This window comes from Pseudoalteromonas sp. HF66 (genome assembly GCF_011806445.1).
GTDB classification, from domain to species: domain Bacteria; phylum Pseudomonadota; class Gammaproteobacteria; order Enterobacterales; family Alteromonadaceae; genus Pseudoalteromonas; species Pseudoalteromonas apostichopi.
In genome coordinates, this window is record NZ_JAATOU010000036.1 from 1 (window position 1) to 11,326 (window position 11,326).

At 41.0% G+C, this 11,326-nt stretch carries 11 protein-coding genes and 2 tRNA genes; 7 read left to right on the plus strand and 6 right to left on the minus strand.

Annotated features, from left to right (window positions below; genetic code table 11):
• Positions 1-294: 294 nt before the first annotated feature.
• The 4 genes from HCZ11_RS19350 to uvrD all read right to left on the minus strand — a co-directional run bounded on the left by HCZ11_RS19350 (position 295) and on the right by uvrD (position 6,510).
• Positions 295-1,143 carry a CZB domain-containing protein gene (locus HCZ11_RS19350; protein WP_167659237.1) on the minus strand — a complete coding sequence of 283 codons (849 nt, stop codon included), beginning with the start codon at positions 1,141-1,143 and terminating at the stop codon, positions 295-297.
• A gap of 67 nt (positions 1,144-1,210) precedes the next feature.
• Complete coding sequence (locus HCZ11_RS19355) at positions 1,211-2,335, minus strand: ABC transporter substrate-binding protein (protein ID WP_130050024.1); 1,125 nt, start codon at positions 2,333-2,335, stop codon at positions 1,211-1,213.
• Positions 2,298-4,367: a GNAT family N-acetyltransferase gene (locus tag HCZ11_RS19360; RefSeq protein WP_167659238.1), complete on the minus strand. Its 2,070-nt coding sequence runs from the start codon at positions 4,365-4,367 to the stop codon at positions 2,298-2,300. The genes HCZ11_RS19355 and HCZ11_RS19360 overlap by 38 nt, the downstream gene beginning before the upstream one ends.
• Positions 4,345-6,510: a DNA helicase II gene (gene uvrD / locus HCZ11_RS19365; RefSeq protein ID WP_054563945.1), complete on the minus strand. Its 2,166-nt coding sequence runs from the start codon at positions 6,508-6,510 to the stop codon at positions 4,345-4,347. Before uvrD ends, HCZ11_RS19360 begins: the two co-directional genes overlap by 23 nt.
• Before the next feature lie 258 nt (positions 6,511-6,768).
• Between uvrD and HCZ11_RS19370 the strand changes: the two genes are divergently transcribed.
• Positions 6,769-6,993, plus strand: coding sequence for a hypothetical protein (locus HCZ11_RS19370; protein WP_054554878.1), 225 nt, complete (start codon positions 6,769-6,771; stop codon positions 6,991-6,993).
• Between the two features lie 121 nt (positions 6,994-7,114).
• A complete protein-coding gene (locus tag HCZ11_RS19375) occupies positions 7,115-7,483 on the plus strand; it encodes a YacL family protein (protein WP_130050022.1) in 369 nt (122 codons plus the stop codon).
• 32 nt (positions 7,484-7,515) lie between these two features.
• On the opposite strand, the gene HCZ11_RS19380 is transcribed toward HCZ11_RS19375, so the two are convergent.
• Positions 7,516-8,145 (minus strand): peroxiredoxin-like family protein, encoded by a 630-nt coding sequence (locus HCZ11_RS19380; RefSeq protein ID WP_130050021.1) that lies wholly within the window; start codon positions 8,143-8,145, stop codon positions 7,516-7,518.
• 111 nt (positions 8,146-8,256) lie between these two features.
• On the opposite strand from HCZ11_RS19380, the gene HCZ11_RS19385 reads away from it, so the two are divergent.
• A complete protein-coding gene (locus HCZ11_RS19385; protein ID WP_055199370.1) occupies positions 8,257-8,877 on the plus strand; it encodes a dUTP diphosphatase in 621 nt (206 codons plus the stop codon).
• A 12-nt stretch (positions 8,878-8,889) separates the two neighbouring features.
• On the opposite strand, the gene yrfG is transcribed toward HCZ11_RS19385, so the two are convergent.
• Positions 8,890-9,549: a GMP/IMP nucleotidase gene (yrfG, locus tag HCZ11_RS19390; RefSeq protein ID WP_130050020.1), complete on the minus strand. Its 660-nt coding sequence runs from the start codon at positions 9,547-9,549 to the stop codon at positions 8,890-8,892.
• 61 nt (positions 9,550-9,610) lie between these two features.
• Between yrfG and nudE the strand changes: the two genes are divergently transcribed.
• From nudE to HCZ11_RS19410, 4 genes are all read left to right on the plus strand, one after another.
• Positions 9,611-10,183: an ADP compounds hydrolase NudE gene (gene nudE, locus HCZ11_RS19395; RefSeq protein WP_175580523.1), complete on the plus strand. Its 573-nt coding sequence runs from the start codon at positions 9,611-9,613 to the stop codon at positions 10,181-10,183.
• Positions 10,176-10,973 carry a 3'(2'),5'-bisphosphate nucleotidase CysQ gene (gene cysQ / locus HCZ11_RS19400; protein WP_167659240.1) on the plus strand — a complete coding sequence of 266 codons (798 nt, stop codon included), beginning with the start codon at positions 10,176-10,178 and terminating at the stop codon, positions 10,971-10,973. Before nudE ends, cysQ begins: the two co-directional genes overlap by 8 nt.
• A gap of 138 nt (positions 10,974-11,111) precedes the next feature.
• Positions 11,112-11,188: transfer RNA gene (locus HCZ11_RS19405), tRNA-Met, on the plus strand.
• Positions 11,189-11,251: 63 nt separating this feature from the next.
• Positions 11,252-11,325: transfer RNA gene (locus tag HCZ11_RS19410), tRNA-Met, on the plus strand.
• Position 11,326 lies beyond the last annotated feature (1 nt).

Sequence of the window (11,326 nt, forward strand, 5' to 3'; positions counted from 1 at the left end):
CATGTGAAAGTAGGACATTGCCAGGCTCCAAATTAAAGAAAGCCCGATTCGAAAGAGTCGGGCTTTTTTGCGTTTGGAGCTGTCAGCTTTCAGCCGTCAGATAATAGATGTCAGCTGAGCGGTGGGGGTGTTTAGTGAAGAGTCTCCCTCAGCAACAAAACCTTGTAGGAGGCACGTCAGTGCCGTATCTAGACCTTAACCAACACATTCATGGCTAAAGCCATTCCTACAACTACACTTTGCCTAGAGCCTAGAGCCTAGAGCCTTTATGACTTTACACTCGCAACTTGCTAACTAAAAAAGCCCATACTCTTCGGTTTCTTCTGCCTCGTGGCGCATTAGGTGTTCTGGACGGAAGATGGCGCTTGGGTCTAATAATAAGCTGTGTTTATGCTTCATTTTAATTAGTCCGCGCATCATGTTTTTAGTTTGCGGGTCAACATCAAAACCAACAGAGGTTAATTGATCTAGCGGTTTAATGTCTTCTTTCTTAACGTTGATGCTGTCTTCTACTTTGTCGACTAATAAGCCTATATGTGGCGTAACGCCATCTTTAGTAGTGAAGATGATTATTGGCTTGTAATCAAGAATGATCTGTTCACGTGCCGATTCAAATAGTCTAATAAGCTGATTGAATGTTTGGCGCTTTTTCTCTGCAAATAAGCTAATGACTTTGTCGTGAGGTTGGCTTTTTTGCAATTCTAATAACTCACCAGCCATGGCATGTAATTCGCGGTGTGGCTTATCGAACTTAGCTAATATACTTTTTAAGTCTTCATTATCTGTTTCGAAGTTATTATACCAACGACCAAAAGCACATTTATCTGGATCAGTGGCTTTTGTAAAAGGCGCGCCGGTAACTAAGCTATTTTCTAAGGCATCTAGCCAATCTAAGTGGTCTTTTTCTCTTTCAACTAAAAGGTCAGATAACTCGGTATTGGTTTCTTTGGTGGAGTGATTGTTTAATACAATTCCTAAATCAAAAATAGGCGTAGGAGTTTCCATGTAATCTTTAACCCCAATGAAGCTTTTATTTTCATTTGGCAAAGACGTGAGATTTCCTTCGTAACGCTCAGTTAGAAGAATATCGAGAATTTTTAGTGAAATGGTCTTTTGCCCAACTCGAAAATTAATCAGATCCATATTTCCCTCAAAGCCTTGTTAAGTCTCTATAGCATAGAACATTATTGTATTTTAGTCGTAGTTTAACCTAATTACTTTTAAAATATGAGCGGTAGATTTTTTTGTTATTTCCTGCGGAGTGGGTGTTAAATAAATCAGCGAAATCAGATGTGTCAGTAAACAAACGATTTAATTCGGTAAGTAAGCATTGATTGTTTAATGGTGTTGGACATTTCTTGGCAGCGCTAACCAATGCAACGGCATTCAAATAACCTTCAAAAATAATTCTATTTGCACTAGTGTGATATGGCTCGATATCTTCAATAAACTGCTTACACCAAGAGTTTTTACAGTTATTTGGGTCGGGAACCACTTCGGTGACCATAATGTTGGCGGGTTGTTTGACACGCTTGTATAAATCATGACTGGAAACGAAAGACACAGAAGTATAGTCAGGGTTGAAGCCTTGTTTGTTTGCTGCATTAATAAATTCAGCGAGAGGCTCGTAGGTGCCAACTAAACAAATTGCGGTTGCATTACTTTCCTTTAACAGAGTTAATGCCTTAGAGATATCCTGACTATTACGCTTAAATCGAGCAACTTCTACTGGCTTAATTCCATGTATTTTTAGTGCGTTAACCAGGTTGCTCTCAACCATATAACCAAATTCATCAGCCTGGATCATTAGCCCAATTTTTTCATGCTTTTGCTCTTTGATTAAATAGTTAATTTGCTCAATCGCTTCATCTTGGTAGCTGGCACGAAGGTTAAATACATTTGGCATTGAACTGTTATGTAAAAAGTCAGCGCCCGTAAATGGCATTAGAAATGGAATGCGGTGCCTATCTAGCAGGGGTTTAATTGCATGGGCTGTCGGTGTTCCCATTGAGCCAAAAATTGCATGGATCTTTTGGTCAAATAAAAACTCGCGGGTATTCACTACGGCATTTTTTGGCTCATAGCCATCATCAGCTAATATTAGATCGATACTTTGCCCATTAATACCGTTTTCTTTGTTGATTTTATTGAAGTAAATATTACTGCCAAGCGCTAGTTGTTCGCCTATTTGCTTAGCAGGTCCAGTCAGTGCTGTAGACATGCCAAGTTTAATAGTTGGTTGTTTAAGCTCAGCGAAAGCGAACTGAGATAGCAGTAAGGTATATATACAGAAACACTTAATGGCTGTTATTTTGAAGAGATTTATAGTGAGCATACCAACCTTGCACTGCGGTTTTGAACTTTAAGTCTAAGTCTTTTTTACCTGTAAAACAGGCTTCTTCGATCAAGCTATTTACAGAGGTTTGCTGTAATACTAGTCGAATTAGGATGAATTTTGTATTTTCATCTAATAAATTTAGACTAATTGGTGTGCACCAAATCATTTGCCATAGCAATGGCTGTACTTGAAAGTGGTTAATATCGCTTGTTAAGAGCCGTTCTGCTCTTTCATTTAAGCCTTCAGGACAGTCACTTCTAGGGAGGCCTTTAAATAGTTCCATAATAAGCTGCCAAGGAAGTGAGCTAAAATGGCTGAGTAGTTGCAAAGAGAGGTCTTGTTTAAATTCTTCAATGAATTGTGCAGCTCTATCTTTGCTTTGCTCATCTAAAGCTTTCATCACTAAGGCAGCATGTTCCGCGGTCGCTTTATCGTGACTAAATCCAAGTTTAACAACATTAAAGCCATTACTTTGCCAAAACTTAACTAAAGCAGCGTTTGCCCCAAAGCTGGCTCCGAAATAACTACAATCTTTTAATTGGTTCTCACAAAAGTTTAATAGGGCTGAACCTATACCTTGTTGATGGGACTCTGGTGCGACCGCTATTCTTACCACTCTCGCTGAGCGTTTACACAAATCTTCTGTATTTCGGCTCAATTGAGTCAGAGTTTGCGCCATTAAATGACCATGTGGTCGACGCTTTCCTTTTATTACTTGCTCTGCGATTTCTGCTGTTAAGCCACCCTCAATAGCAATTAAGCAAACGGCTTTTAACGCATTTTCTTGTTTACAGATAGATAGCTGTAACTCAGGGGCATCAAGCAATTGCCGTAAGTCGTTTACCGTGGTTTGGTAATGAGCCAACGCCAATAGCGCCATAATTTGGCTAAGTAGCTTCTCATTATCAATAAGTTGTTCTTTGCTTATATTTTCAAATTCGTATGCTTCACTACTTTGCGTGTCTAGGTACTTTGCATCGAGTAGTAATAGTTCACGTATGATATTTTCTAGCGGATCATGGTTGGCAAAACGAATTGGCTCGCCCAAAGTGATTGTCTTTAGTGATTTAAATTGGCCACGTAAATAATGTAAAAAGCGTAACGTATAACCACGCCCATTCCCTTCATAACCAATCATAGTGCTAGCAAATACGATTCGTGGGTAATTTTTCAGGATCTGCAATAACATTGGTACAGGAATAGCGGCAGCTTCATCGACAAATAGCAGATCACAGTCTGGTTTTTCGTTTAACAGTGTATCTGGCGCAACATAGCTGAGGTTAGCTAGTTGTTTACAGTTTTGTTCTTTGCTGATACCAAGCTTAGCGGCTAAATGTTTAAAGCTTGTTTGTACGGCTTTAGCTTGTGTTGCACAAATAAGGATTTTCTTATCTTGAAGATTTGCTGCTGCAAGCCCTAAAGCGGCTGACTTACCACGACCTCGATCTGCACTAATAACTAAAGGTCGATTAGCGCGCCCTGTCGCGGTTTTAATTATTTGCTCTACACATAGCTGTTGTTGCTGATAGTTTATCTCAGCAGTTGCTGGCGATACCGGCTGGTAAGCTGGGAGAGAATGCTGAGTTAAATAATGTGGCTGCAACTTTAGCTTGGCGAAAAAACGCTGATTAAAAAAACTGTGTGTAATCTCTTCGCCATAGGAGGTAATACTCCTTAGTGCAGGGTCTTGCCAATGACTGTCATTGGGCAGTAATAATATCAGTACACCACCTGCTTTTACGGTACCTGCAAGCGCTGCTAGTTTATCGACATATAAGCCGCTAAAACCATCAAAAATTGCGTGCTGAAACTCTTGGCCAAGAATTTGGTGAGCATGTTTTGGAAACTCACTACTCACTAATTGTGAGCTACTGCTGAAAACATAGCTATTTTTAAGCACTAGTTGGCTAGCAAACTGATAGCACCAAGTTTCGCTTCCTTGCACTATGACAAGCTGGCGATGCTTTGCAATCGTCAGCTCGTTGCACAGTGCTGTTATATACTCATTATAAGGCTTGAAGTCTTGCATACTGTGTTACAAGCCATTTGCTGCCTAAGTCATCAAAGTTCACTTGAATACGTGACTGTGCGCCGCTACCCTCGTAATTGAGTACGGTCCCTGCACCAAACTTGGCGTGCAATACACGTTGTCCTAAGTTAAAGCCGCTATCTTCAAATGCTGCATGCGTCACTGATGGACTAAAGCGACCTGCCGCAGGTGGCCTTGAGACCTGGGTTTTAATACGAATTTCTTCGATACAGTCTTCAGGCATTTCACGTAAAAAGCGTGATGGACTATGGTATTTTTCTTGTCCGTATAAACGGCGACTTTCCGCGTGGCTAATGTATAGTTTTTCCATTGCGCGAGTCATACCTACATAGCACAAGCGGCGTTCTTCTTCTAAACGGCCAGATTCTTCATTACTTTGCTGTGACGGGAACATGCCTTCTTCAACACCGACCATAAATACCAGCGGGAACTCTAAGCCTTTTGCTGAGTGCAGGGTCATCATTTGAACCGCGTCTTCGTGCTCATCGGCTTGGCCCTCGCCTGATTCTAGTGAGGTATAAGCCAAAAAGCCCTGTAGTGGCGAGCTGAATTCTTCATCTTCCGGTAGTTCATATTGGCCACACGCACTAATAAGCTCTTCTAAGTTTTCTACGCGAGCACGGCCTTTTTCACCTTTTTCAGCTTGATACATAGCCATTAACCCAGAAGTTTGAATGGCGTATTTAGCTTGCTCTTCTAAGGTCAGATCGCTGATTTTATCTTCGATATGTTCAACAAGTTCTAAGAACTTAGTGACTGCACTTGCTGCACGGCCAGATAAGTGCTGCTGCTCTACAATTGCTTTTGCGGCATACCAAAGCGGCAGTGACTCATTCCGCGCGCAATCACGAATGTGGCTTAACGTTTTATCACCAATGCCGCGTGCTGGGGTGTTAATAACACGCTCGAAAGCGGCATCATCTTGGCGGTTACCGACTAAACGTAAATACGAAAGTGCATCTTTGATCTCTTGGCGTTCGAAGAAGCGCATACCACCGTATATGCGGTATTTTAAGCCTTCTTGCAACATTGCTTCCTCGAGTACACGAGATTGCGCGTTGTTACGGTATAAAATGGCGGCGTCTTGTAATGCATTACCTGCATTTAGCCAGCTACGTAGCTTGCTGCTAACAAAGCGTGCTTCGTCTAATTCATTAAAAGCGGCATAAACAGAAATAGGCTCACCATCATTGCCGTCTGTCCAAAGGCTTTTGCCCATGCGTTCAGCATTGTTTTTGATCAGCGCATTTGACGCTTTCAAAATGGTTGCTGTTGAGCGGTAATTTTGTTCAAGGCGAATGGTTTCGGCTTCGAAGTCAGTTAAAAAGCGTTTGATATTCTCAATTTTTGCGCCACGCCAGCCATAAATACTTTGGTCATCATCACCTACGATCATAATACTATTCGTATTACCCGCGAGTAATTTTAGCCAAGCATATTGAATAGTATTGGTATCCTGAAACTCGTCTACCAGCATGTGGGCAAAACGCTGTTGATAGTGACGTAAAAGTGTCGGATGATTCTTAAGTACTTCGTAGCAGCGTAGCAGTATTTCTGCAAAGTCGACTAAACCAGCGCGGTCACAAGCCTCTTGATACGCAGCATAGACTTTCAACATCATTTGCTCGTTAATATCGTAGGCTTGAATGTCTTTAGGACGTAGGCCTTCATCTTTTTTCGCACTGATATACCAGCCAAACTGTTTTGCAGGCCACTTTTTGTCATCGATGTTCATCGCTTTAAGCAAGCGTTTGATCATACGTTGTTGATCATCAGAATCTAAGATTTGAAAGCTTTCAGGCAAGTTCGCTTCACGGTGATGGGCGCGCAAAATACGATGAGATAAGCCATGGAAAGTACCAATCCACATACCACCAACCGGTGCTTTTAACGTTTCTTCTACACGGGTGCGCATTTCTTTCGCGGCTTTGTTAGTGAACGTTACCGCAAAGATACTATATGCAGAAGCTTGCTCAACTTGCATAAGCCATGCGATGCGATGAACAAGTACTCGAGTTTTACCAGAACCCGCACCTGCAAGTACTAGCATGTTTTGCAATGGGGCTGCGACTGCATCCCGTTGTTTGTCATTTAAGCCATCGAGTAATTCAGAAACGTCCATCGTTACGCCTTTTCAATCTATAATGAGTGGAGTATAACAGGTGTTTATGCAAGGCTAAATAAAATACTGTTTTTATAAACAGCTATTTTGGCAAGTCATTAAAATTGTAAATAAAAATTGTGAATTTGACCGATTTTTAGCAAAAAGAACTAAAATCAAAAAAACGCTATTTTTTAACGCTTTGATTTGTAAGCCATAATAAGTTGGCATAAAGTATGTTTACTAAAAGTATAATCATTAAAAACTATAGAGGTTAGTATGGCAGAGCAAGGTTCTGGCGGTAATGTAATCGCAGCAATATGTAATATCTTTTTTCCTGGCTTAGGGCAATTGGTACAAGGTCGTTTAATGGCGGCTATTGCATTCTTTTTAGCATGGGTTATTAGTGGTGCACTAATTTATGTGGCAGTTGGTTTTATTTTACTGCCAATCGTATACCTATGGGCGATTATTGATGCTGCACGCTTCAAATCGCGACTCTAGCTATTTAAATAGCACAAACACGAGCGCCACTTAGGCGCTCGTGTTGTTTTAAGGTTGCAAAACTCGCCACGTTTAGCTGCAAACGGTATAATTAGCAGATAATGTATTATGAGTACCCTCCATGGAATATCAATTTATCCGCGACCCTATTAGCGGTTTACGCATTAAAATTTCTTCTGAACATGCCATCATAGGCCGTTGGCTAAACGAAGAAGTTGGTAAAGAAAAAATAGCGATGGTGCAAGCTTTGATCGCTGCGGTTAACAGCTGCCATGAGCCTTTAACCTTACAAGGTCAAGAAATTGATTTGATCTTAAGTAAAGACGAAGCATTATTCGAAGCACATGCATTACATCAAGATAATGAAGACTTAGTTGCCTACCAAGATGATGATTTAATGCTTGAAGAAGAAGGCCTGTGCAGTGGCTGCGGCTTTGAAGACTTTGTTGATTTAATTGAATCTTGGCAAGAATTTACACAAGGCCGATAAGCAGAAGCATGTTCTGCTTATCCCTTGCTAATTTATTGTTCGCTCACTGATTTAACAGCTGCTAGTAATAAATCCTCTGTTAAACGTACTTTGTAATTTGGGTTAGCATATTGAAAATGAACTAACCCATTTGTGTCGATTACAAACACTGCAGGTACTGGTAACGCTACTTTCGCTTCACCATCTAGCGACACAAAGTTAACCCCAAGCTTATTGCGGTAAATCTTTGCTGTTTTGTCATCTAAGTAAAATGCTAAACCTAACGTTTGCGCCAAAGTGAGGCTGTCGTCAGAAAGCAATTGATAGCTAGGAGCTGTAATTTTTGTTTCAGCAAGTTTTTCAGGGCTGTCTGGCGAAACGGCAATTAATTGCGCATCTAAATTAGCTAATTCTTTCTCTATTTTTTGTACGCTGGCCAATTGTTTTGAACAATATGGACACCAGCCACCACGATAAACAATCAGCACTGTGGTTTTTTCTTTAAAGCGCTCACTTAATGAGACGGTTTTGCCGTATTGGTCTTTTAATTCAACATTTGGCACCGCTAATCCTGGTAATAATGGACTGACTTGCTCTGCAGATTCGGCAATATTAGAGGCAGTTGCAGCAACAACTTGGCTTGATAGCACAAACAGTGCGCTAATAAGTAGAGATTTAAACATGGGCTTCCTCGGTTATTTTTATCAACTGCAAAGATGACCTGATTGTTGCGGTATTTATTTCATCTTTACTGTAATATATAGGCAAATAAAAAATGCAAGTTGGGATAAAAAATGTCTGCTAATTTACAAAAACTCGTTGTCATGCTCGAGATGCAAAATGCGATGAATACCAAAGTACATGAGCAATGGTTTAGCCAAGGTTTTGAATGGTATCGTGCAATTTGGGTTGAGTGTGCTGAAATGCTTGATCACTATGGTTGGAAGTGGTGGAAGAAACAAACTCCAGATACTGAACAAGTTATTTTAGAGTTAGTTGATATTTTCCATTTCGGTTTATCTTTACGTATCGATGGTGAAACCAGCTATGAGCAGTTAGCAGCACAACTTGAAGCAGAGTTAAGTGCGCCAGTTCAAGCTGATGACTTTAAACAAACACTCGAATTATTAGCTGCTTCAGCTGTCGCTGAAAAGAGCTTTAATGCTGCTGCATTTGCTGGTTGTATGGCACAAATCGGTATGGATATCGACGATTTATACCGTGGTTACGTAGGTAAAAACACTTTGAATTTTTTCCGCCAAGATCATGGCTACAAAGACGGTAGTTATATCAAAGTGTGGAACGGTCAAGAAGATAATGAGCACCTAGTTGAAGTGGTAAAAAGCCTAGATACAGAGCATGCGGATTTCGCAAAGCTTGTATACCAAGGCTTAGAGCAGCGTTACCCTAAATAAACGTGTTTATGCTCATTTTATAACGGGCATAAACTCGCGAAAATCGATGGTCGATAAAAAGCCATCGAACTGCTTGTGCGGTTGCTGACTATCTGGGTTGGCAACCGCAAGAATATGACCAATACCAAACTCTTTTGCCGCATCGAGTACTGCCGGGCTGTCATCCACAAATAAAGTCCGTTCCTTATCAAACTGCCATTCTTGGTGTACTTGTTGCCATAATGGTTGATGCTCTTTACTCACGCCATATTGGTGAGTTGAGATCACGCCATCTAAGTAGTTATCGATCGCAGTTAGTTCAAACTTTAACATGGCACAATCTGGGTGTGCGTTAGTGAGCATGATCAATTGCTTGCCTGCTTTTCTTAGTTCCGTTAGAAATGGCGGAACATCTTCACGAATTCTGATTAAATGTTGAATGTCACGTTTTAACGCCATAATTGGTAAGTCAAGTTGCTGTTGCCAATAATCTAAGCAGTACCAATTAATTTGTCCGTGAACTTGTTGATAACGGTGCAAAATGTCAGCTTTTGCTTCGTCTAAACTGATTTTATGTTTATGCGCATATTGTTCGGGAATAACAGTAAGCCAAAAGTAATTATCAAAATGCAAATCGAGTAGGGTGCCATCCATATCTAACAACACAGTATCGATTTTTGACCAATTTAACATAGGCAATTCACTTTAAAAGATTTATGATGAGCATAACTGCCATGATAGCAAATTAATGCCAATGACACAGAAAAAGCATCCTACACCACCGCAAATTTTGTCTAATGAAGTTGTCGCTAAAAGCCGACTATTTACTGTTGAATCTCTCGAATTGAAGTTCTCAAATGACGAGCAAAGGCAATACGAAAGAATTCGTGGCGGTGGCAGAGGTGCCGTTATGATTGTGCCTGTAACGGCCGATAACGAACTGTTATTAGTGCGAGAGTATTGTGCGGGTACCAATGATTATCAGTTGGGTTTTCCAAAAGGTTTAATTGACCCAGGTGAAACACCTGAGCAAGCTGCCGACCGCGAGCTCAAAGAAGAGGTTGGCTTTGGTGCTAAGCATTTCGCTGAACTTAAAAAAGTCAGTATGGCACCTAGTTACTTTAATGCCACTATGCATATTTTGTATGCCGAAGATCTTTACCCTGAAACCTTGCCTGGTGATGAGCCAGAACCGCTTGTTGTGGTGAAATGGCCAATGAGTGATTGGCAATCATTATTGCAACAAGAAGACTTTACTGAAGCACGAAGTGTCGCAGCTTTGCTATTATTAACAAAGTTCTTAGAGTCGGGAGCGGGCAATGAATGATTTTTTAGAACCGTGCATTCGGTTAGCTGAGCAAGCGGGCGATGCCATTATGGCAATTTATCAGCAGGGTGATATTGGTGCTGAGCAAAAGTCAGATCATACTCCGGTCACCAAGGCCGATTTAGCATCTAACGATGTATTAATGGCAGGCTTAAAGGCTATAGCACCTGATATTCCAATTATGTCAGAAGAAACACCCATTCCAGCACTTGCAGACAGAAAAGATTGGCATCGTTATTGGTTACTTGATCCAATGGATGGTACGGGTGAGTTTATTCTCGAAAGTGGTGATTTTGCAGTAAATATCGCTTTAGTTGAAAATAATCGTCCAGTTCTTGGCGTTATTCATTGGCCAGCGAAACAAATAACTTATTTTGCAAGTTACCAAAATGGTGCATTTAAACGTGAAAATGGCCAAGATCAGCAAATTTCAGTAGCAACACCCGATAATTTAACCTTAGCTGTAAGCCGCAGACAAAAAATTGAAGCTGTAAGCCAGTATCTAAATACTCAGTTTGCGACTGTGGCATTAGGCTCATGTTCACTAAAAGCTTGTATCATAGCAGAAGGTAAAGCCGATTGTTTTTTACGAATAGGGCCAACAGGTGAGTGGGATACCGGCGCTTCGCAAGTGATTGTTGAAGAAGCCGGAGGATGTATTACGGATGCTGAATTTAACCCACTCACTTATAATCAACGTGAAAGTACCGAGAATCCAGACTTTATCGTCATGGGGCACCCTGATTGGGAATGGCAAAAAATGATTAGTCCTCATCAGCGCGGATTTTAGTGTAGTTTTGTGTGCTTTTTGTTCGGTTGAGGCTCTATTTCAATTATAACGCTTGATTTCTAATTTAATTGCTATATTATAGCGCTCTCTTCGGAACAAGGCATGGTTAACATGTTAACGTTACTTAGAGATTACAGGCGCGGGATGGAGCAGCCTGGTAGCTCGTCGGGCTCATAACCCGAAGGTCGTCGGTTCAAATCCGGCTCCCGCAACCAATTTTCTGAATTGGCTGACTTCTTAAATTAAGTGAGAAGTAAAATAAACTTAATAATTACAGGCGCGGGATGGAGCAGCCTGGTAGCTCGTCGGGCTCATAACCCGAAGGTCGTCGGTTCAAATCCGGCTCCCGCAAC

Excerpts from the sequence above, each read along its gene's own strand:
- HCZ11_RS19350 (WP_167659237.1), bottom strand. The coding sequence starts at position 1,143 with ATGGATCTGATTAATTTTCGAGTTGGGCAAAAGACCATTTCACTAAAA.
- HCZ11_RS19355 (WP_130050024.1), bottom strand. The coding sequence starts at position 2,335 with ATGCTCACTATAAATCTCTTCAAAATAACAGCCATTAAGTGTTTCTGT.
- HCZ11_RS19360 (WP_167659238.1), bottom strand. The coding sequence starts at position 4,367 with ATGCAAGACTTCAAGCCTTATAATGAGTATATAACAGCACTGTGCAAC.
- uvrD (WP_054563945.1), bottom strand. The coding sequence starts at position 6,510 with ATGGACGTTTCTGAATTACTCGATGGCTTAAATGACAAACAACGGGAT.
- HCZ11_RS19370 (WP_054554878.1), top strand. The coding sequence starts at position 6,769 with ATGGCAGAGCAAGGTTCTGGCGGTAATGTAATCGCAGCAATATGTAAT.
- HCZ11_RS19375 (WP_130050022.1), top strand. The coding sequence starts at position 7,115 with ATGGAATATCAATTTATCCGCGACCCTATTAGCGGTTTACGCATTAAA.
- HCZ11_RS19380 (WP_130050021.1), bottom strand. The coding sequence starts at position 8,145 with ATGTTTAAATCTCTACTTATTAGCGCACTGTTTGTGCTATCAAGCCAA.
- HCZ11_RS19385 (WP_055199370.1), top strand. The coding sequence starts at position 8,257 with ATGTCTGCTAATTTACAAAAACTCGTTGTCATGCTCGAGATGCAAAAT.
- yrfG (WP_130050020.1), bottom strand. The coding sequence starts at position 9,549 with ATGTTAAATTGGTCAAAAATCGATACTGTGTTGTTAGATATGGATGGC.
- nudE (WP_175580523.1), top strand. The coding sequence starts at position 9,611 with ATGACACAGAAAAAGCATCCTACACCACCGCAAATTTTGTCTAATGAA.
- cysQ (WP_167659240.1), top strand. The coding sequence starts at position 10,176 with ATGAATGATTTTTTAGAACCGTGCATTCGGTTAGCTGAGCAAGCGGGC.